Origin of the sequence: Streptomyces sp. NPDC058289, assembly GCF_042880975.1 — a bacterium.
Classification (GTDB): Bacteria; Actinomycetota; Actinomycetes; order Streptomycetales; family Streptomycetaceae; genus Streptomyces; species Streptomyces stoeckheimensis.
This window is the reverse complement of record NZ_JBHVYI010000004.1, coordinates 119416-139982: the sequence shown is the minus strand read 5'-3', so window position 1 is coordinate 139982 and position 20567 is coordinate 119416. Positions and strand designations below refer to the sequence as shown.

Annotated in this window: 18 protein-coding genes; 9 read left to right on the top strand and 9 right to left on the bottom strand. The window is 73.4% G+C overall.

Translation table 11 applies throughout. The features are described 5' to 3' along the window. Positions 1-37: 37 nt before the first annotated feature. Complete coding sequence (locus ACFVX6_RS03300) at positions 38-1882, bottom strand: prolyl oligopeptidase family serine peptidase (RefSeq protein ID WP_389687422.1); 1845 nt, start codon at positions 1880-1882, stop codon at positions 38-40. Between the two features lie 124 nt (positions 1883-2006). Here ACFVX6_RS03300 and ACFVX6_RS03295 point away from each other — a divergent pair, with 124 nt between their 5' ends. Genes ACFVX6_RS03295 through ACFVX6_RS03285 form a run of 3 tightly spaced genes read left to right on the top strand, consistent with a single transcriptional unit; the run spans position 2007 to position 4104 of the window. Then, complete coding sequence (locus tag ACFVX6_RS03295; protein WP_250744890.1) at positions 2007-2174, top strand: hypothetical protein; 168 nt, start codon at positions 2007-2009, stop codon at positions 2172-2174. Positions 2175-2190: 16 nt separating this feature from the next. After that, complete coding sequence (gene codA, locus ACFVX6_RS03290; RefSeq protein ID WP_389687420.1) at positions 2191-3498, top strand: cytosine deaminase; 1308 nt, start codon at positions 2191-2193, stop codon at positions 3496-3498. A gap of 6 nt (positions 3499-3504) precedes the next feature. Beyond that, positions 3505-4104: an HD domain-containing protein gene (locus ACFVX6_RS03285; protein WP_389687418.1), complete on the top strand. Its 600-nt coding sequence runs from the start codon at positions 3505-3507 to the stop codon at positions 4102-4104. Between the two features lie 34 nt (positions 4105-4138). On the opposite strand, the gene ACFVX6_RS03280 is transcribed toward ACFVX6_RS03285, so the two are convergent. Both ACFVX6_RS03280 and ACFVX6_RS03275 read right to left on the bottom strand, forming a co-directional pair. Continuing rightward, complete coding sequence (locus ACFVX6_RS03280) at positions 4139-4585, bottom strand: DoxX family membrane protein (protein ID WP_266879885.1); 447 nt, start codon at positions 4583-4585, stop codon at positions 4139-4141. Positions 4586-4706: 121 nt separating this feature from the next. After that, entirely contained in the window at positions 4707-5843 is a 1137-nt protein-coding gene (locus ACFVX6_RS03275) for a sulfite oxidase (RefSeq protein ID WP_389687416.1), read from the bottom strand. Positions 5844-5969: 126 nt separating this feature from the next. Here ACFVX6_RS03275 and ACFVX6_RS03270 point away from each other — a divergent pair, with 126 nt between their 5' ends. Next, a complete protein-coding gene (locus ACFVX6_RS03270; RefSeq protein ID WP_389687414.1) occupies positions 5970-6359 on the top strand; it encodes a PLDc N-terminal domain-containing protein in 390 nt (129 codons plus the stop codon). A gap of 95 nt (positions 6360-6454) precedes the next feature. Here the strand turns inward: ACFVX6_RS03270 and ACFVX6_RS03265 are convergent, their stop codons facing one another. Continuing rightward, positions 6455-7105 carry a sigma-70 family RNA polymerase sigma factor gene (locus tag ACFVX6_RS03265; protein WP_389687412.1) on the bottom strand — a complete coding sequence of 217 codons (651 nt, stop codon included), beginning with the start codon at positions 7103-7105 and terminating at the stop codon, positions 6455-6457. A gap of 254 nt (positions 7106-7359) precedes the next feature. Next, the gene (locus ACFVX6_RS03260) at positions 7360-8196 is read right to left on the bottom strand and encodes a hypothetical protein (protein WP_389687410.1); all 837 of its coding nucleotides are present in this window, start codon (positions 8194-8196) and stop codon (positions 7360-7362) included. A gap of 354 nt (positions 8197-8550) precedes the next feature. On the opposite strand from ACFVX6_RS03260, the gene ACFVX6_RS03255 reads away from it, so the two are divergent. The 3 genes from ACFVX6_RS03255 to ACFVX6_RS03245 all read left to right on the top strand — a co-directional run bounded on the left by ACFVX6_RS03255 (position 8551) and on the right by ACFVX6_RS03245 (position 12574). Then, the gene (locus ACFVX6_RS03255; RefSeq protein WP_389687479.1) at positions 8551-9717 is read left to right on the top strand and encodes an MFS transporter; all 1167 of its coding nucleotides are present in this window, start codon (positions 8551-8553) and stop codon (positions 9715-9717) included. 722 nt (positions 9718-10439) lie between these two features. Beyond that, positions 10440-11285, top strand: a complete 846-nt coding sequence (locus ACFVX6_RS03250) for a sugar ABC transporter permease (RefSeq protein ID WP_389687408.1) — start codon at positions 10440-10442, stop codon at positions 11283-11285. Between the two features lie 737 nt (positions 11286-12022). Further along, on the top strand, positions 12023-12574 hold the full coding sequence (locus ACFVX6_RS03245) for a putative immunity protein (RefSeq protein WP_389687406.1): 552 nt from the start codon (positions 12023-12025) through the stop codon (positions 12572-12574). Between the two features lie 559 nt (positions 12575-13133). Here ACFVX6_RS03245 and ACFVX6_RS03240 read toward each other — a convergent pair. Then, the gene (locus tag ACFVX6_RS03240) at positions 13134-14270 is read right to left on the bottom strand and encodes an acyl-CoA dehydrogenase family protein (RefSeq protein WP_389687477.1); all 1137 of its coding nucleotides are present in this window, start codon (positions 14268-14270) and stop codon (positions 13134-13136) included. Between the two features lie 243 nt (positions 14271-14513). Here ACFVX6_RS03240 and ACFVX6_RS03235 point away from each other — a divergent pair, with 243 nt between their 5' ends. Together ACFVX6_RS03235 and ACFVX6_RS03230 are read left to right on the top strand one after the other, a co-directional pair. Next, a complete protein-coding gene (locus ACFVX6_RS03235) occupies positions 14514-16334 on the top strand; it encodes a CoA transferase (protein ID WP_389687404.1) in 1821 nt (606 codons plus the stop codon). Beyond that, positions 16331-18127 carry a class I adenylate-forming enzyme family protein gene (locus tag ACFVX6_RS03230; protein WP_389687402.1) on the top strand — a complete coding sequence of 599 codons (1797 nt, stop codon included), beginning with the start codon at positions 16331-16333 and terminating at the stop codon, positions 18125-18127. The genes ACFVX6_RS03235 and ACFVX6_RS03230 overlap by 4 nt, the downstream gene beginning before the upstream one ends. Before the next feature lie 87 nt (positions 18128-18214). On the opposite strand, the gene ACFVX6_RS03225 is transcribed toward ACFVX6_RS03230, so the two are convergent. Genes ACFVX6_RS03225 through ACFVX6_RS03215 form a run of 3 tightly spaced genes read right to left on the bottom strand, consistent with a single transcriptional unit; the run spans position 18215 to position 20516 of the window. Further along, a complete protein-coding gene (locus tag ACFVX6_RS03225) occupies positions 18215-19051 on the bottom strand; it encodes an ABC transporter substrate-binding protein (RefSeq protein ID WP_389687400.1) in 837 nt (278 codons plus the stop codon). After that, the gene (locus ACFVX6_RS03220; RefSeq protein ID WP_389687398.1) at positions 19006-19896 is read right to left on the bottom strand and encodes a metal ABC transporter permease; all 891 of its coding nucleotides are present in this window, start codon (positions 19894-19896) and stop codon (positions 19006-19008) included. Before ACFVX6_RS03220 ends, ACFVX6_RS03225 begins: the two co-directional genes overlap by 46 nt. Continuing rightward, positions 19893-20516: a metal ABC transporter ATP-binding protein gene (locus ACFVX6_RS03215; protein WP_389687396.1), complete on the bottom strand. Its 624-nt coding sequence runs from the start codon at positions 20514-20516 to the stop codon at positions 19893-19895. Before ACFVX6_RS03215 ends, ACFVX6_RS03220 begins: the two co-directional genes overlap by 4 nt. Positions 20517-20567: the final 51 nt, after the last annotated feature.

The following is a 20567-nucleotide window of genomic DNA, read 5'->3' as shown; positions in this document are numbered from 1 at the left end:
GGCCGGTGCCGGGACCCGGCACCGGTCGGCCCACCCCCTAGCCCGGCAGGTGCTTCAGCGCGAAGTCGATCTCCATCCGGACCTGCTTGATCCGCTCCTCCACGACGAGCGAGCCGTGCCCGGCGTCGTAGCGGTACACCTCGTGCTCGGCCCCGCGCGCCGCCAGCCGGTCCACGTAGTTCTCGATCTGCTTGATGGGGCAGCGCGGGTCGTTGAGGCCCGCCGCGATGTGCACGGGCGCCTTCACCGCGTCCACGTACGTCAGCGGCGAGGAGGCCTCGAAGCGCTCCGGTACCTCTTCCGGGGTACCGCCGAAGAGGGTGCGGTCCAGGGACTTCAGCGCCTCCATCTCGTCGTGGTACGCCGTCACGTAGTCGGCGACCGGTACGGCCGCCAGCCCCACCGCCCAGGCGTCCGGGTGCGTACCGAGGCCCAGCAGCGTCAGGTAGCCGCCCCAGGAGCCACCGGACAGCACCAGGCGCGCCGGGTCCGCGAGGCCGGAGCCCACCGCCCATTCCCGTACGGCTTCGACGTCCTCCAGCTCGATCAGGCCGACCCTGTGCTTGAGGGCGTCGGTCCATTCGCGGCCGTAGCCGGTCGAACCGCGGTAGTTGACCCGCACGACCGCGAAACCGTGGTCGAGCCAGGCCGCCGGGGTCGCGGCGAAGGCGTCGCTGTCGTGCCAGGTGGGCCCGCCGTGGATCTCGAAGATGGTGGGGAAAGGTCCGTCGCCGTGGCCGACGGGCCGCTGGGCGAGGGCGTGGATCCGCCCGCCGGGGCCCTCGACCCACACGTCCTCGACCGGTACGGAGCCGGGCGGCCGGAAACCGGGAGGGTCGAGCACGACCCCGCCCGCGGTCGACCTGATGACGGAGGGCTCGGCGGCGGAGGACCACTGGTACTCCACCGACCCGTCGGGCCGCGCCGTCGCACCCGACACCGTGCCCGGCGGCGTGTCCAGCCGTACGAGTTCCCGCGCGGCCAGGTCGTAGCGGAAGAGCTCGCTGCGCGCCTCGTAGCCGTGCTCGATCAGCAGCGCGGACCCGTCGGGGTACCACTCGGCGCCGACGTCGCCCGGCAGGTCGACGGCCAGCCCCTCCTCGGTGCCCGCGGCCACGTCCCACACCATCGGCTCCCACCGGCCGCGCCGCTGGTGGCCCACCAGCAGCCGGGTGTCTCCCGCGACGGGCGCGAAGCCGAGCACCATGAGGCCCAGCTCCTCGGTGCCGCCCTCGGAGTCGTCCAGCTCGGCGACGGTGGCGCCGTCCAGGGTGATCACCCGCAGGGCCGAGTGCATCGCGTCGCCGTGCTCGGTGTGCTCGACGGCGAGCAGGGTCCCGTCCCGGGACAGGTCGCCGACGCCGGCCGACTCGCGGTGCCGGTAGACGACGGTCGGCCCCGTCCCGTCGGGCCGGACCACGTGGATCGTGGTCCCGTCCTCGTCGGTGGAGCGCCCCACGACGGCCGTCCCGTCCCGCCCGATGGCCAGCCCGGCGGGGTAGGAGGCCTCCAGCCCGGGGGTGGCCGGCTCGTCGGGGCCGCCCGCGAAGGGCTGGCGGACCCAGGTGCCGAACTCGTCGCCGTCGGTGTCGGAGAACCACCAGACCCACTCGCCGTCGGGGGAGAGGGTGCCGTCGGTGGTCCCGTTGGGCCGGTCGGTGGCCTGCCGCTGGGCGCCGGTGGCGCGGTCCCAGGCGTAGAGCTCGTAGGTCCCCGTGGCGTTGGAGACGAAGAGCGAGCGGTCGGGCGCGTCCTCGGCCCATTCGGGCAGTCCGACGCGCGGGGCCCGGAAGCGCTTCTCCCAGTCGGGCACGGGGGCGTCGTTCGTCGCGGTTTCGTTGGTACCGGCGGTTTCGTTGGTGTCGGCGGTGGCGTCAGTCATGCACCCCATGTAACCGGATCGGCCGCGGCCCGTCCCCGAGATGCCGACGGGGCCGAACGGGCGCAGGGTGGTCTGCGTACGAAGTTTTGTCGTTCTGTCCGTTCCGGACCGAGGAGCAGCGGTCATGGCGAAGAAGGCGCACAAGGGGCAGCACGCCCACCAGGACTCCGAGCGTGCGATGGCGAAGAACACCGCGGCCGAGGCGCGCGCGAAGGCCGCCGTCCGCGATGTGCAGTCGGTCGCCGCGAAGACCCGGGGCATGCAGCAGAAAGCCCAGGCCAAGCGGGGTTGAGCCGTAGGCTGGCGCCATGCGGATGATCGTCCGGGGCGCCCGGCTGCTGCACAGCGAAGGCCTGCACGACGTCGAGGTCGCGGAGGACGGGCGGATCGCGCGCGTGCTCCCGTACGACGACCAGAAGGAGCCGCCGGCGACGGGGGTGCTGATCGAGGCGCACGGCGGTCTGCTGAGCGCGCCCTTCGTCGAGCCGCACATCCATCTCGACACGGCCCTGACGGCCGGAGACCCGCGCCCCAACGTCTCCGGGACCCTCTGGGAGGGCATCGCCTGCTGGAGCGAGCGCAAGAAGACCCTGACCCGCGAGGACGTGATCGCGCGGGCCACCGAGGTGCTCCGCTGGCAGGCGGCGCAGGGCGTCCTGCACGTGCGCACCCACTGCGATGTCACCGACCCGGCGCTGACCGCGCTGGACGCGCTGCTGGAGGTGCGCGACCGGGTCCGGGACGTCATGACCCTGCAGATCGTCGCCTTCCCGCAGGAGGGCATCGTCTCCTTCCCCGGCGGCGAGAAGCTGCTGCGCGAGGCCGTCCGGCGCGGAGCCGACGTGGTCGGAGCCATCCCGCACTTCGAGGACACCCGGGAGGACGGGGTGGCCTCGCTGGCCGTCGCCTTCCGGCTCGCCGAGGAGCAGGGGCTGCGGGTGGACGCGCACTGCGACGAGATCGACGACGAGCAGTCCCGTTTCGTGGAGGTGCTGGCCGCCCACGCCCTGCGCTCGGGGCTGCGCGGGCACGTGACGGCCTCGCACACGACGGCGATGGGCTCCTACGGTGGCGCGTACAGCTTCAAACTCCAGCGGCTGCTGTCGCGTTCCGGCATCAACCTCGTCTCGAACCCCTTCGCCAACCTGAACCTCCAGGGCCGCTTCGACGCCTACCCGAAGCGCCGCGGCCTCACCCAGGTCAAGGAGATGCTGGCGGCAGGGGTGAACGTGGCCTTCGGCCACGACGACGTGATGGACCCCTGGAACGCGCTCGGCACCGGCAACCCGCTGCAGACCGCCCTCGTCGGGATCTACGCCGCCCAGCTCACGGGAGCGGACGAGATCCCCGTGGCCTTCGAGATGGTGACGGAGCGCGCGGCGCGCGTCCTGGGCCTCTCGCCCTCGGAGTACGGGATCCGCCAGGGCAACCAGGCCTCCTTCGTGCTGCTGCCGGCCGAATCGGCCACCGAGGCGATCCGCCGCCAGGTCCGCCCCCGCTACGTCGTCTCGCGCGGCACCGTCCTCGCCGAGACCCCGGCGGCTCCGCCCCGGCTGCTGGCCTGGCCGGGAGAGGAGGGGCCCTCGGAGGTGGACTTCCGACCCCGCCTACGCTGACCTGCCATGACCTTTGTGACATGGACTCTTGACTCTCCGTCCGGCCGGGCCGCGCTGGAGATCGCCTCCGAGTACACGGACGCGGCGCTGCTGAACCACTCCGTCCGCTCGTACGCCTTCGGGGCCGAGTACGCGGACCGGCACGGGCTCTCGTACGACCGCGAACTGTTCTACGTCAGCGCGCTGGTGCACGATCTCGGGCTGACAGCGCCCTTCGACAGCCACACCCTGCCCTTCGAGGAGGCGGGCGGCCACGTCGCACGCGTGCTGACGGCGGGGCTGGGCTGGCCCGCGGAGCGGCGGGCGCGGGCCGAGGAGATCATCGTGCGGCACATGCGCGAGGACGTCACGGCCGCCGAGGACGTGGAGAGCCACCTGCTCCAGATCGGTACGACCGCGGACGTCTCCGGGGTCGGCGTCGGCGACGCCGACCCCGTCTTCACGGCCGCGCTGCTCACGGAGTACCCGCGCCTCGGCTTCGGCGACGCCTTCTTCGCGCTGGTCAGCGACCAGGCCGCGCGCAAGCCGCAGTGCGCGGCGGCGGCCTACGTGGCGAGCGGCGCGAAGGAGCGCATCGCGGCGAACCCGCTCGACCGGCGGGGCTGACCGGAGGGGCAGGGGGGCGCCGGGGTCGGCGGAGTCAGAAGAGTCCCAGCGCGTTGTCCAGGGACCAGACCTGCCAGCCCATCGCGAAGAAGGCGACGCCGGAGATCAGGGCCATCATCAGGTTCTGCCCCTGCTCGCCCCAGTCGTGGATCATCAGGATCAGGTAGACCAGGTTGAGCAGCAGCCCGGCGAGCAGGGCTATCGGGGTCAGGAAACCGACGATGAGGCCGAGGCCCAGGGCCAGTTCGGCGTAGGCGACGAGGTAGGCCATGAAGCGCGGGTAGGGCTTGACGACGACGTCGAAGCCGCGCGTGACGAACCCCCAGCGGTGCTTCTCGGCCACGCCGGCCGCCCAGCGGATGCCGCCTCCGCCGAACCAGTCCTTCTTGTCCTTGTGCCGCCAGCTCTCCAGCCACCACAGCCCGAGCCCGATCCGCAGAACGGCGACCCATTCGGGCCCGCCGAGCCAGATGGTCTGCATCCTCGGTTCCTTCCTTCGTTCCCTCGCAAAGATCTGACGATGTGTCAGTTTCGAGGGAAGGGGAGGGATGTGGCAAGGGGTTGGCCGAGCGGATGGTCGAGGGATGGGGAGGGTGCGGTGCTCAGCGGCACGCGACGGAGACCGCCTGGGCCTGGTTGTTGCCGAAGCCCCCGCGGTTCCACGGCTGTTGGAGCGGCTGCGTGCGCCCCGAGGCGTCGGTGGCGCGGACCAGGAGGGTGTGGCTGCCCGGGCTGGCCGTCCAGTCGGCGTGCCAGCCCTGCCAGGCGTACGGGTGGCCGCCCTGCGGCAGCACCTCGGCGTCGGCCCAGCTGTCGCCCCCGTCGGTGCTCAACTCCACGCGCACGACCGGCCCGTAGCCCGACCAGGCGCGCCCGGCGAGCCGCACGGGACCGGGGTCGAGGACCCGGGTGCGGGACATGAAATCGGGGAATCCGGGCGGGATCAGCAGGGCGCGCGGGGCGATCCGGGTGACGGGCTCGCCGGGTTCCTCGGCGCTCTGCTTGTACCGGTAGGCCGTGGCCTGCTGGTACCCGCCGAACGCCGTGTCGACGAGTTCGATGTCGCGCAGCCACTTCACGTGGGCCATGCCGTACCAGCCCGGTACGACCAGCCGGAGCGGATGCCCGTGCTGCGGCGGCAGGGGCCCGCCGTTCATCGTGTGGGCGAGCAGGACGTCCTCGCCGACGGGCAGCGGCAGGCTGCGCCGGTAGTCCTGCTCGACGCCCCGCTCCACCCCGTGGTCGGCGCCCGTGAACACCGCCTCCACGGCGTCCGGCGCCACCCCGGCCTCCGCGAGCACCGCGCGCAGCGGCACCCCCGTCCACTCGGCCGTCCCCACCGCCTCCACCAGCCAGGGCTGGCTGACCGGCCGCGGGGAGAGCCGGGCCCGCCCGTTGCCGGCGCACTCCATGGTGACCCGATGGGTCACGGAGGGGAGGGCGCGGAGGTCGCGCAGGCTCAGCTCCAGGGGGGTTCGGAGGTGGCCGCGGAGGGTGAGGCGCCAGGGCTCGGGGGCGGGGGCGGCGTTGGCGTCTGTGGTCGCGCCCGTGCCCGTGTCCGGGATGTCGTAGTGCACGAGGACGTAGTGGAGACCGGCCGGTGTGACCTCGTACCGCAGGGCCTCCAGCGGGAGCCCGTGGTTGCGCGCGGCGAGCGCCAGCTCGTCCTGGCCGACGCCCTCCCCGGGGGCGGCGATCCGGCCAGGGGGGCTGATCCCGGTGAGGGGGCGCTCCTCCATGGGCTCATGGTCCCGCGGTGGGGGCGAAGCGGCTACTCCGCCGTTCCGCTGCCCCGCTACTCCGCGTGCGGATCGGTTCAGCGGGCGGTATGAATTGATCTGTCCCTTATGTGATCGGAGTGAAGCGTGGACGACTATCCACTGCTCAACCTGTTCTGGACCATGCTCTGGCTCTTCCTGTGGGTCATGTGGTTCTTCCTGCTGTTCAAGGTGATCACTGACATCTTCAGGGACCACGAGCTGCACGGCTGGGGCAAGGCCGGCTGGCTGATCCTGGTGCTCCTGCTGCCCTACATCGGCGTCCTCGCCTACCTGATCGTCCGCGGGAAGAGCATGAGCCAGCGCGACGTGAAGCAGATGCAGGCGAACGAGAAGGCCTTCCAGGACTACGTCCAGAAGGCTGCGGGTCCCCGCAGCAGCCCGGCCGAGGAACTCGCCAAGCTGTCCTCCCTCAAGGAGAGCGGCCACCTGACCCAGCAGGAGTTCGACAAGGCCAAGGAGAAGCTCCTGGCCTGAGGGCTGCCCCCTCCCTGGCGGCCCTGCCCGGCTTGCCCGCCGAACGGGGGCCTGACCGCGATCTCGCGGTCAGGCCCCCGTTCGGGCGTTCCGGGTCAGGCCGCGGTGGCGTCCGTGTCCTCCAGCAGGTCGATCAGGGATGAGCGGGCCCGGGCCACGCGGGAGCGGACCGTGCCTATCGGGCAGCCGAGCATGAGCGCCGCCTCCGCATACGGGAGACCCATGAGCTGGGTGAGGACGAAGACCTCGCGGCGCTCGGCGGGGATCGCCGCCAGGAGCTCCGCGAGCGCGACACCGTCCTCGAAGCCGGGCACGTCGCGGGGCTGGCTCTGCTCGGCCGCGGTCTGCCAGTCGTCTCTGTCGGCGATCTTGGGGCGGGCCGCCTTGTGGCGCAGGCTGTCCACCACGGTGCGCCGCGCGATGGAGAGCAGCCAGGTACGGGCGGAGGAACGGCCCTCGAAGCGGTGGAGGCTGCCGAGGGCGCGCAGGAAGGTCTCCTGGGTCAGGTCCTCGGCGGACTGCGGGTCCGCACTGAGGTAGGCGACGTAGCGGCGTACGTCGCGGTGCAGGGCGCGTACGAACTGGTCCACCGCGACGGGATCGCCGTCGCGGGCGGCCAGCGCGAGGAGGGTGACGGCCTCGTCGGGGCCGGCGGCGCGGCGGGTGGGGGAGGGGGAGGTGGTGGAGGGGGTGGTGGGGAGAGCGGTGGGGGTGGTGGTCGGGCGGGTGAGCAGGGCAGTGGTCATCGCCTGGTGTCCTTCTGGGAATCCGGCCGGATTCGATGCCGCAGCGCGGGCGTCGCGGGGTCGCGGGCGTCGCGGGAACGCGGGCAGCGCTGTGCATGTGGTGACAGCAGTGACCCAAGTGCGCCCGGAAAGCCTGGAGCGCGGCATCGGGAGGCCGGGGAACGGGTTGTACGGCCTGCCGGACGGCATGACCGATGCCCGAGGCGCGGTACGGGTACGGGTGATCCGCCCGTGGCGCGTCGGGGAGCCGGCTGTCAGACGACAGCGATCCCGTGAGGTGGACCCCGTGAGGTGAGGGCGTCGGCGAGCAGCAGCCTGCGGGGCGTCCGGACCCGGTGGTTCCGGGCAGGGCGGACGCGGGGCCGGTGCGTGGGCGCGGGGAGCCGGAAGAGCAGGCGCACTGGTACGAGGAACCGGGCGGCGACGGCGCGCAGGACGCGGAAGGCGCCGCGTTCGCCGTGCGCGAGCCAGAGGCCGCAGATCAGGGCGGCCAGGAGGTGGCCCGCGAGCATGCCCGTCGGTGACATGGAGCCCATGGCGTGTGCGGTCGGCATCGGGAGGGCCGCCGCAATGGGCGCGGAGCTGTCGGTCATGCCGTGCATGCCGTGCATGCCGTGCATGCCGTGGGTCCCGGCCATCCCGTGTACGTCGTTCTGCATGACGTGCCGGGCGGCACTGCCGGTGCCCGGCAGCGGAGTTGCCTGCGGGCGGAGCAGGGGTGGCACGTCGCAGAGCAGGTACTGGGTCCAGCGGCGGCCCAGGGAGGCTAAGGAGGCCAGGGAGGGTAGGGAGGGTAGGGAGGCTAAGGAGGTGCCTGGTTCCTGCGGACGCGTTGCCGCGGCCTGGGCCAGTGAGAACCCGCCGTGCAGGGCCGCTTGGGCGCCGACGGTCGCGGAGACGACGGCCGCGAGGCCGCGCTCCCGACCGGCGAGGACCCAGCCGGTTGCCGAGGTTCCGGCGAACGCCGCGGTCATGCCCCACCAGGGGACGGAGGTTCCCGACATGAGGATGTGCCCGAGGGACGAGAGCAGCACGCAGGTGGCCGCGAACATCGCGGCCCGTACGGCTCGGCAACATCGACCGGGTGTCATGGCGGGGCCATCGTTGCACCGGGCAGGCGGGGGCGACAGGGGGCATCAGGTTTTCTCATCGGCCGGAAATCGAGTCCTGGTGGGGTGTGGTGCAGGCCACAACAGGCCCTGGGAACTCAGGCGTTCACTGGGCCGACTCCTGTCCCGGATCGCGGGCTGAGGGCTGAGGGCTGAGGGCTGAGGCCGGGGGCTGAGGGCCGAGGGTCGAGGGCTGAGCACTGAGGGCTGAGGCCCGGGGGCGAGCAGTGGGAACGGGGTGGGTGAGCAGTGGTGGAGAGGGGCGGGGCGGCGAAGGCGACTGGGGCGTTGGTGGCCGAGACCGCAAGTGGGCTCACCGCTTTGCTCACCGGCGCCATGGCCTTTTCCATGCTCCAGCTCTTCCTGCTCGGTGCGCTCGGGCCTCGCCTGGTAGGGGAGTTGGGGGTTTCGCCCGCCGTGCTCGGCTGGACCACCACGGTCGGCTTCGGGACGGCGGCCGTGTTGTCGCCGCTCGGCGGGAGGCTGGTGGACCGGATCGGCCCGCGCCGGTCCCTCGTACTGCTGCTGGCGGTGTCCGCAGCGGCGCTCGCGCTGATCGGTGCCGCGCCCGGCCCCGGGTTCCTGCTCGCTGCCGTCGCGTTGGGCGGGCTGCCCCAGGCCCTGGCCAATCCGGCCACCAACAAGGCGATCCTCGCTGCGGTGCCTCCCGGCCGCCGGGGGCCGGTGACCGGCATGAAGCAGTCGGGCGTCCAGCTGGGCGCCTTCGCCGCCGGGCTGCCGCTCACGGCACTGGCCGGCGGGGTCGGTTGGCGCGGGGCGGTGTGGACGGCCGCCGCCACTGCCGCGCTGGCGGCGTTGTGGGCGCTGCGCGCCCTGCCCGCAGACCCGCAGGCGGCCCCGGCCGGACCCCGCGCCTCGCTCGTCCCGCGGGGTGACATCGCCTGGCTGGCGGTGTTCTCCCTGTTCCTGGGCTGCGGGATCGCCTCGGTCAACACGTACGTGGCCCTCTTCGGGGCGCAGCGGCTCGGCATGGGTCCCACCGCGGCCGGTGCCCTGGTCGCGGTGCTCGGCGTCGCGGGCATCGCCGGGCGGGTCGGCTGGTCCAAGGCGGCCCGGCCGGGGCGGGCCGAGTGGCTGCCGGGTGGCCTCACGGCCGGCGCGGTGGGGGCGGCCGTCCTGCTGGTCGCGGCGCCGAGCGTACGTCCACTGGTGTGGGTGGCCGCGGTGGCCGTCGGGGTGTTCGCGGTATCGGCCAACGCCGTCTCGATGGTCCTGGTCATGCAGCGCTCCGGCCCTGGTCGGGCCGGGCGGGACTCCGCCCTCGTGGCTGCAGGGTTCTTCACCGGCTTCGCCGTCGGCCCCCTCCTCTTCGGCCCGCTCGCGAACGCGGGGCGCTACGAGACGGGCTGGGTACTGGTGGCGGGCGAGTTCGGTGCGGCTTGTGTGGTGGGGGTGACTTGGGCGGTGCGGGGGCGGGGGCGGGAGCGGCGGGGGGAGCCGGGGCGGGGGCCGGGGCGGGAGCAAGTGGGGCGGGGGCGTTGATGGTTCCGGGGGGCGTCCCGGCAGTCCAGTGTCCTTTCGGTGTGGGCCGGTCCCTCAAGGGCGCTCCCTTTGGTCGCGTCGCTTCGCGATGGCCTTCGGCCACCCTTGACCGACCGACCCACACCGAAACGCCACAAGACTTCCGGGATCCCCCCGGGGAACGGCCGGGGGGAGGAGAGGGGAGGAGCGGCCTCGTCTGAGATGCGCAGCCCCCTTCGGCCGGTGGCCATCTGGACACGGATCCGGCAGGACCGTGACCTCAGCCCCAACAGACGCGCGGGGCGATCAGAGCATCCAGGGCCGGGCGTCTGGACACCCTTCCCGAGACCGTCGACCGCCGGCATGAGTGTGAGGTGGACGAGAAGGACCTCAGGGTCGGTAGGCGCGACAGATCGCTACACACTCCCACTCGGCTAAGCGACTACCGACCGGACGTGGCTGATCTACAAGGACGGCGGAGGGGGGAAGGACCGGTGACGGAGGGGCGAGGTGGGGGTGTGCGGGTGGTGGGTGAGTGGGCGGGGCGGGCGTTGGCGGAGGTGGTGGAGCAGGTGGCCGTCACAGCGGACGCTGTTGGTGGGGGGCGGTTTCCGCTGTATGCGGATCCGGACACGGGGGAGTGGACGACGACCGGACGGGGGTCCTGGGCCGGTGGGTTCTGGGCGGGGCTGTTGTGGCTGAGGGCACGTAGCACGGGCGCCGGAGGCGACAGGGCTGCCGCCTTGGCCTGCACTGCGCGGCTGGCCGGCTGGGTGGATGCCGACACCTCCACGCGCGGGCTGATTCTTTGGTACGGGACCGCCCTGGCCGTCGAGGACGCGGGGGCGGAGGAGTTGCGTGCGCGGGCGGCGGGGGCCTGCTTGGCGGCGGTGGACGAGGAACTGGGGCTGTTGCCCTGGGGGTCGGCGTTCGGGGGGCCTCGCCTGCTGGCTCGGCTGGACGGGCTGCCGGGCACGATTCCGCTGCTCGCCGGCATCGGGCCTGCGGCGGCGGCCTCGCACCTCCAGCGACACCTGGCCCTGTGCCTTCCCGGGACGGAGGTCTGCCCGGCCCGTGACCTCGTACCGGCCTGGTCCTACGACGGAGAGACGGGCTGGCGGGCGTGTGCGGAGCCGGCTCCGGGATGGAGTCGGGGACCGGCCTGGCTGCTCCTTGCGCTGGCCGACGTACTACACAGGCCCGCCGTTGCCGCGTGCTTGCCGGGGGACCCGCGGGCGCTGGCGGAGCGTCTTGCCGACGCGTGGACGGGGCCGGGCACGCCCCTCGTACCACCCGCCGAAGCAGCCTGTCCTGACGGTCCTCCGGACACCTCCGCCGCGGCCGTCACGGCCGTCGCTCTCCTGAAGCTGTCCCTGCTCCCCGGTCCCCGGGCCGAGGCGTACGCGCACCGCGCGGCGAAGATCCTGGAGCACCTGGTCGACCACCACCTCTCCCGCGGCCGACTGCTGAACGGCTGCTACGACGCGGACAAAGGACTCGCCGTCCGCCACCAACTGGTCTGGGGCGACTTCTTCCTGGCATTGGGATTGGCGGGACTGACCGGGCGCGTAGACCTCCGCACCGTCTGACCTTCAACCCTCGCCCCCGTCGTCCGTTGCCCCCGCCCCCGGCCGGTCGTCAGTCGCTAAGCCGACAGGGAGAAGGAGTGACCGTTGGCGGCCTATGTCCAGCCACGGCCGGTCGGTAGTCGCTTAGCCGAGTGGGAGTGTGTAGCGATCTGTCGCGCCCACGGACTCCGAGGTCCTTCTCGTCGTCCTCACACTCATGGTGGCGGTCGACGGTCTCGGGAAGGGTGTTCAGGCGCCCGGCCCTGGATGCTCTGATCGCCCCGCGCGTCTGTTGGGGCTGAGGTCACGGTCCTGCCGGGGCCGTGTCCAGATGGCCACCGGCCGAAGGGGGCAGCGCTGCCGACCTCACCACGGAAACCGACTGCCCGAGAGGACCCCATACCTGATGTCCATATGACCTTCGATCGTTGCCGTACTCGGTACCTTCGCCGGCGCCCTGACCGCCGGACTCCTCCAGCTCCGTTCGGCACGTACTGCACGCACCGAAAGCCACCGCCAGGACCAGCTCGGCGCCGTCACCGACTTTGCGGCCGCCCTGGACGCACACTGCTCGGCGACGTTCCATCGGGAGCGTCTGGCCCTGACCGAGGCGGGCACCGGGCACCAGTTGGAGGCCCAGACGAGGTCCCACGACACATGCCACGTACGCGCTGCGGAAGGCCGTCGACCGGACCGAGCTGGACGCCCGGCGGCATGCGGCCAAGGAAGCATCCCGCGCCAGGCGGGAGGATTGGGTCATGCCAAGTGAGTCGGACGAGATCGAGCTGAGCGAAGACGAACTGCGTGAGATCGCGGGCTACGCGGCAGATTGCGCGCGGAGGGTCCTGCCGATCTTCGAGCAGGACCATCCCGGCGATGCCCGCCCTCGCGAGGCCATCGAGGCGGCAGATGTATTTGCCGGGGGCGGCCGCCGCACGGCCGCTTTGCGGCAGTGCGGGTGGGCGGCCTTCAAGGCGGCACAGGAAGCCGATTCGCCTGCGGCGATCGACGCGGCACGAGCGGCGAGCCATGCGGCCGGCGCCGCCTACCTTCACCCGAAGGCAAGCGCCCACCAGATCAAGCACATTCTGGGCGCCGCAGCCCACACGGCACGCGCAGAAGAACTGGCCTCGGGAGAGAACGCCCAGATCGCTGCCCAGACCCTTGAATGGGCACGCCATCACGCACCCCCCGCGGTCTCCCAGGTACTTGCCCGCATGCCCGCCCCACCCGCCGGAGGCGGCCGCGTAGGAGAGTTCATCCGCGCCCTCGACGCCGCCCTGAGACCAACCCCTAAGACCAACCCCTAAGACCAACGCCTGAGGTCGTCCGCCCCTCCGCCGTCCTTGTAGATCAGCCACGTCCGGTCGGTAGTCGCTTAGCCGAGTGGCAGTGTGTAGCGATCTGTCGCGCCCACCGACCCTGAGGCCTTTCTCGTCCACCTCACACTCATGCCGGCGGTCGACGGTCTCGGGAAGGGTGTCCAGACGCCCGGCCCTGGATGCTCTGACCGCCCCGCGCGTCTGTTGGGGCTGAGGTCACGGTCCTGCCGGATCCGTGTCCAGATGGCCACCGGCCGAAGGGGGCTGCGCATCTCAGACGAGGCCGCTCCTCCCCTCTCCTCCCCCCGGCCGTTCCCCGGGGGGATCCCGGAAGTCTTGTGGCGTTTCGGTGTGGGTCGGTCGGTCAAGGGTGGCCGAAGGCCATCGCGAAGCGACGCGACCGTAGGGAGCGCCCTTGAGGGACCGGCCCGCACCGAAAGGACACTGGACTGCCGGGACGCCCCCCGGAACCCCACGAAGCCAGCGCCCACCCCGCAGCCCAAGCCACCAACCCGCACCCCCAGTCCCGACCAGCTCCCCCCCCGCCCTACCCCCCGTATCCCCCCAACACCCTCCGGGCCACCCCCGTGATGTGCAGTTCGTCCGGGCCGTCCAGGATTCGGGCCGTGCGGCCCGAGCGGTAGAGGGCGGGGAGGGGGGTGTCGGGGCCCAGGCCGGCTGCGCCGTGGATCTGGATGGCCGCGTCCGTCACCTGCTGGAGCATGCGGGCGGCCGCCACCTTGGCCAGGCCCACCTCCACGTGCGCGTCCCGTCCGGCGCTGATCCCGGCCACCGCCTCGTGGACGAGCGGCCGGGTGGTGCGCAGCGCCAGGAGCGACTCGAAGACGTGGCTCTGCACCAGCTGGTGGCTTCCGAGCGGACCGCGCGACCCGGTACGGGAGTTCACGCGTTCGCACATGAGGTCGAACGCGCGCTGCGCCTGGCCGAGCCAGCGCAGGCAGCGCAGGGTGCGGCCCAGTTGGAGCCGTTCCGCGGCGATGGCGAGGGCCCGGCCGCGTTCGCCGAGGAGGTGGTCGGCGTCCACGCGCACCCGGTCGAACTCGATCTCCCACTGGCCGGCCGCGCCGAGCACCGGCAGCTCCCGCACCACCCGGAAGCCCGGCGCAGACGTGGGGACGACGAGCAGCGACAGCCCCGTACGGTCTCCCGATCGGCCGTCGGTGCGGGCCAGGACGGTGACCAGATCGGCTTCGGCGGCGTGCGAGGTGAACCACTTGCGGCCGCTGACGGTCCAGCTGCCGTCTGCTTGTTCCACCGCACGCGTGGCGGTGAGGTACGGGTCGGTGCCCGGGGTTTCCGGGTCGGTCATGGCGTAGCAGGCGCGCAGTTCGCCGGCCGTCAGCCGGTGCGGGTACAGGGTGCGTACCCGGTCGGTGCCGTGCCGCCACAGCATCGTCGCGTCCAGCAGGGGCGCCGACCCCAGCGCCGCCGGTCCGTGGTCGCTGGCCCCCTCGGCCTCGGCGAGCTGTGCGTAGCGGGCCAGGTCGAGCCCTTGGCCGCCCAGTTCCTCAGGGATCGGGAGGGCCCAGAGGCCCGCCTCCTTCGCCCCGGCCTGGAGCTTCCGCAGGGCCGCCGCCGCGGCGGGGCCGCCCGCGTCGAGGACGGGCTCGCGGGGCATGACGTGCGTTCGGACGAACTCTGAGACCCGGTCCTTCAACTCCAGGTCACTGCACGCCGGGTCACTCGGAGCGCGCGCCGGGTTCCTCCTATTCTCCGTCACTTGCTTCTCCACCACGTTCCTCCACCACGTCCCTCCACCACATTCCTCCAGCACACCGGGAACCCGTGGGAACGGCAGTCCGACTGCCTTCCCGTGGAACTGGTCGGGCGGGCCCGCCCCTTGGTTCCCGCGTACGGGATCACCTGCGGCGCCGGCCGATCGCCGGGCCGGGAGAAGAGGAGAGGCATGGCGTCACCCGCCGTCACCCAGACCGCTCGGCCGCTCGACGGGCTGCGGTTCACCACCTCGGGACCGCCCGCGCTCGCCGGCCCCATGGCCGAGCACCTGAGGCTGCTCGGAGCGGTCGCCGCGGGTCCCGGGCCGGCTGCGGGGGGCGACCTCGAGGCGGCTCGCGTCACCTTGGCGGACTCCGGTCCGGGCCTCCCCGCCCGCGCGACCGTCGCCTGGGCTTCGCCGGAGGCGGCCCTGAGGGGCGTCACCGACGAGGCGACCGCGCAGGCCGCGACCGGGATCATGGCCGTGCACGGCCGCCGCGACGGCCTGCCGCGGGGGCTCGCCGTCGACTACGCCACCGCCGCGACGGCCGTCCTCACCACGCAGGGGCTGCTCGCGGCCCTGCTGGCCGGGGCCAGGGGGTGCCAGGGCGCCGCCGCGCAGCCGCACACGTACGTGGACCGGGCCGGGCTGCTGGTCGTGTCCCAGTACCTCGCCGCGAGCGGCGCCGACGAGGGCGAAGCCGCCGAACTCGCTCCCGGGGGGCCGCCCTTCACTGCGGCCGACGGCACGCTCTTCGAGTTGGAGACCCTGGATCCGGGCGCCTGGGCCGGGTTCTGGCGGGCTCTGGACGCCCCCGCCGACGCGGTACGGGCCGGATGGCGGCCCTTCCAGTTCCGGTACGCCACCGCGTGCGCACCCTTCCCCGGAGCCCTGCACGCCACCACCCGGGCCCACGGCTGGCAGCGGATCCGCGCCGCGGCGGCCGGTTCTGGGGCCGAGGTCTGCCGGTTGCGGAGCCTGGAGGAGCGGGCCGCCGAGCACGACGGAGCCGCCCCCTGGACCTTGGCCCCGTACGGCCCCGGCGGCCGTGCCCGCCCGAATGCGGCGCCCTCCACGCCGGGCCCGCTCGCCGGGATGACCGTCCTGGAGGCCGGGCGTCGCGTCCAGGCGCCGCTCGCGGCCCATCTGTTGGGGCTGCTCGGCGCCGAGGTCGTCCGGATCGAGCCGCCGGGCGGCGACCCGCTGCGCGGCATGCCGCCCGCCTGTTCGGGGATCTCCGCACGCTGGCTGGCCCTGAACCGGGGCAAGCGTGCCGTGGAGATCGACATCAAGTCGCCCGGCGACCGGCTGCGGCTGGCCGAGCTGGCGGCCGGAGCCGACGTGTTCCTGCACAACTGGGCCCCGGGGAAGGCCGCCGAGCTGGGTCTGGACTCCGCCGACCTCGCGCGGGCGAACCCGGCGCTCGTGTACGCGTACACCGGCGGCTGGGGCACGGGCCGCATCGCCGACCCGCCGATGGGCACGGACTTCATGGTGCAGGCCCGCACCGGCGTCGGCGAGGCCGTCCGCCCCGAGGGCGAGGTGCCCGCGCCCTCCCTGATGACCCTGCTCGACGTGTTGGGCGGGCTGCTCGGCGCCGAGGCCGTCCTCGCGGGCCTGCTGCTGCGCGAGCGCACCGGACGCGGGGTCCGGGTGGACTCCTCGCTGCTCGGCGCCGCAGACCTGCTCACCGCCCCGGCCCTGCTCCGCGCCCGGCGCGGGGAGCAGGGCCGCCGGCCTGCGGGCTTCCGTACGCCCCTGCGCACCGCCGACGGCTGGATCGCCCCGGCCGATGCGGACGCCCGCGCCGCGGCCGCCGGCGCCGGTACGCAACGGTTCGCGGAGCTGACCACCGAGGACGCCCTACGGACGCTGCGGGCGCGCGGCCTCGGCGCTACCGCCGTCACCACCGACCTCGCCGACCTGCACCACGACCCGCGCTTCGCCGGCTCGATCAGCCGGGACGCGCACGGTGCCCCCGCCGTTCCCGACCCCTGGAGCTTCGTATGACCGTCGCACTGCACGATCTGCTGCCCGTGGGCCTGCGCCGCTCGTGGGCGGTCGACGGAACCTGCCCCGACCTCGACCTCTACAGCCTCTTCCGGGCCCGCCAGATCTCCGACCTGCACCACACCGCGGTCATCGATTCCAAGGGCAAGCTCTGCTACACCGCGCTCGACCGCAAGGTGCGATGTCTGGCCACCGGCCTCGCGGAGCTCGGCGTACGGCCCGGCGACGTGGTCGGCGTCCAGCTCCCGAACGGCCGCAACGCGGTCATCGCGGACCTGGCGCTGGCCGCCCTCGGAGCGGTGGCCCTGCCCTTCCCCGTGGGCCGGGGCGGCCAGGAGGCCCGCTGCCTGCTGCGCCGTGCCGAGGCCGTCGCGGTGATCGCCGCCGTGGAGCACCGGGGCCACCAGCACGCCGCCGACCTGCGGGACCTGGCCCCCGAACTGCCTGCGCTGCGCCATGTCATCGCGGCCGGCGGGGCGGCGGGCACGGAGCCTGAAGGAACGATTCGGTTCGCGGCGCTGCTGCGCTCCGACCCGGCCGCCTTCGTACCCGCCCGGCCCGACCCCGACAGCGCCGCCCGCATCCTGGTGTCCTCGGGTTCCGAGGCGGAGCCGAAGATGATCGCGTACTCCCACAACGCCCTCGCCGGGGGCCGGGGCAACTTCCTCGCCTCGCTGATGCCCGACGGGACGCCGCCGCGCTGCCTGTTCCTCGTACCGCTCGCCTCCGCCTTCGGCTCCAGCGGCACCGCGGTCACCCTCGCCCGGCACGGCGGAACCCTGATCGTCCTCGACCACTTCACGCCGGAGGCGGCCCTCGCGGCGGTGCGCGAGCACCGGCCCACGCACGTCCTCGGGGTGCCCACGATGATCCGCATGATGCTCGACCGCCTGGAGGCCGAGGCAGCCGGGGGCGGCGCCGCCGAGGTATGGCCGCTCCCCGCACCCACCGCCCTGATCCTCGGCGGCGCCCCCCTCGACGAGACCACGGCCGAGAGCGCGAGCCGCGCCTTCGGCTGCCCGGTCGTCAACCTCTACGGCTCGGCCGACGGGGTCAACTGCCACACCGGACTGGGCGCGACGGCACCGGAGTCCGAGGGCACGGGCATCGCCGCCGGCCGCCCCGACCCCCGGGTCGCCGAGATCCGGATCACCGACACCGAGACGCACGAACGGCTCCCCGACGGCGCGATCGGGGAGATCATCGCGTGCGGCCCCATGACCCCCATGTGCTACGTCGCCTCGCCGGACCTGGACGCCCTGTACCGCACGCCCGAGGGCTGGGTCCGTACCGGCGACCTCGGCTTCATCGACGAGGACGGGGTCCTGCACGTCGTCGGCCGCCTCAAGGACATCGTCATCCGCGGCGGCGCCAACATCAGCCCCGCCGAGGTGGAACGGGAGCTCTCCTCCCACCCCCTCGTCCGCGACGTCGTCTGCGTCGGAGTCCCGGACGAGGTGATGGGCGAACGCCTCGCCGCCTGCGTCGTCCCCCGCGGTGCGCAGTCCCCCACCCTCGACTCCCTGGCCGGACACCTCGCGCTCCGCGGCCTCGACCGCCGCAAGCACCCCGAGCGCCTGCTGCTGATGGCGGAGCTCCCGCTCACCCCGGCCGGCAAGCCCGACCGCGCGGCCCTGCGCGCCCGCCTCGCGAACGGCGCGCCCGTCGCGGGGGCCACCCAGGCTGGCCCCGAGCCCGCCGGCAGCGCCCGTACCGAGCCGGCCACCCCGGCCCGTGCCGGGGCGAGCGCCGGTGCCCCGGCCGCTGCGGCACCCGCCGGGGTGGGCGCGTAGACGAGGGCGGGGCGGCCCCCGGTGGGACCGCCCCGCCCTCCCGGCGTACCGGGGCCCCGGCCCCGTCCGCCGACGCCCCGCTCCGCGCTATCCGGCGGAGCCGCCCGCCTTGGCCATGGCCTTCTTCAGTTCGACCCCCGCGTTGCGGTAGACCGGCAGCAAGTCCAGGTCGTTCCCCGGATAGTTGACGATCTCCACCTGGCGCGCACCGGAGTCGGGCAGGACGATGCCGGTCGACATGTGCGCGTTGTCCAGGACCAGCGTCGGCTTCTTCGCCGACAGCTCGGCCAGCTGCGCCGGGGTCACCGCCTCGGGGCCGTAGGTGCCCACCGTGGTGGCGCCCGCCAGCTTCGCGGACCAGGCGGTGAACACCTGGCTCACGACCGCCGGGCTCTTGCCGCCGGGCCAGGCGGCCTGGACGTCCTTCGCGACCTGCCCGTACTCGGCGTCGAAGTCCGCCGTCCACTTCGCGGCGGCGGCCTGCGTACCGAACAGGGCGCCCAGTCGGGTGACTTCGGCCCTGACCTTGTCGGCGTCGTTGTCGAGGTTCACCTCCACCAGCTTCGCCTTCGACCCGGCGGCCTCCTTGATCTTCGCGGCGTACGGCTCGAACGGCGCGTAGAGCACGAAGTCGGCCCCGGCGACGGCGGCGAGGTCGGAGGGCTTGGGGTCGTAGTCCGGAGCGTGGTGCACGGACTGCGGCACGATCACCTTGACGTCCTGCGCGCCCGCTGCCTTGGCGAAGGCACCTTCCCAGGTGGTCGTCACGACGACGACCGGCTTGCCGCCCTTGGAGGTGTCACCACCACGCCCACCGTCGTCGGTGTCGCTGTCGCCGCAGCCGGTGACCAGGGCCAGTGCCAGGCCCAGTGCCGTGCTCAGTGCGAGGAGGGAAGTGCTGCGGACGCGGGTTCGCGGCGCCATGAGCGGATTCTCCGTTCGGGTACGAGGTGCACCGCGAGGACGAGCGCCCCCGCGGTCAGGACGAGGACGGGCCCGGGGGGCCAGTCCAGCCGGAGGGCGATGAGAAAACCGGTCAGGTTCACGAAGACGCCGATGCCCACCGCCCACCCGGTGATCGATTTCAGCGAGGTGCCCAGCCGGCGCGCGGCCAGGGCGGGCAGCAGGGTCAGCGCGTCGACCAGCAGGGCGCCGGTGAGCTTGATGGCGCCGGCGACCGCGACCGCGACGAGCACGAGCAGGACGGTGGTCAGCGCCCGCACCGGCACGCCGGAACACTGCGCGAGCTCACGGTCGTACAGCAGCAGTGCCACCTCGCGCCGCCGCCACCAGAACAGGCCGGGCACGAGGACGGCCAGCACGCCGAGCACCACGAGATCGGCGCCGCCGACGGACAGGATCGAGCCCCACAGCAGCGCGAACGCGCCCGAGGCGTTCACCCCGGAGACCGCGAGGAGCAGTAGCGCGGCGGCGATCGCCAGGCTCATCAGCAGCCCCATCGCCCCGGACAGCCCGTCCGGGGTCCGGGCCAGTGGCGCGACTCCGGCTCCGGCCAGCGCGCAGGCCACCAGCGCGCACAGCATGGGATCCAGTCCGGTGAGCAGTCCGACGGCGATGCCCAGCAGTGCCACGTGCATCATCGCGAAGCGCACCGGCATGATGTCCAGCCCGACGATGACCACACCGATCACGGGCAGCCCGACGGCGGCCAGCAGCAGGGCGAAGCCCGCCCGCTGTACGGGGGCCAGTTGCAGCAGGGTGCCGAGGTCGGCGGTCGCGAGGGTGGCGGCCGCGAGGGTGGCGCTCACCGGACCTCCCGCAGCCGTCCGGCGGCCATCTCCAGGACCCGGTCGCAGCGTTCAGCGAGCGCCCGGTCGTGCGTCACGACGACGAGCGTCACGGGCAGTGCGGCCAGTACGTCGGCGGCCTCGTCCTGCCCGGCGAAGTCCAGGGCGGCGGTCGGCTCGTCGGCGAGCAGTACGCCGGCCCCCGCGGCCACGCAGCCGATCGCCCGGGCCAGGTACATCCGCTGCAACTGCCCGCCGGACAGGGTGTGCAGCGGCCTTCCGGTCAGCGGCCCCACTCCCAGCCGGTCGGCGGCCTCGGCGGCCGCCCGGGGGTCGCCGCTGCTGGCGAGGAGTTCGCCGCCCAGGAGCGGGAAGCGTCCGGCGGCGGGCTTCTGCGGGATCCACGCGCACGCCCGCCGCCGCCAGGCCGGGTCGCCCGCGCGACCGCCGACCAGGATCTTCCCGCTGACCTGCGGGTGCAGTCCGAGTACGGCGCGCAGCAGGGTGGTCTTGCCCGATCCGTTGGTGCCGGTCAGCGCGACGCGCTCGCCGGCGGCGATCTCCAGGTCGACGCCGGCCACGGCCTCGACCCGCCCGTGCCGGCAGCCCACCCCCTCCATGCGCACGTCCAGCCCGCCCATCCCACATCCCTCCGCTGTCACCGGCCGTCTCTCCGCGTGGAGTTGGTCGGC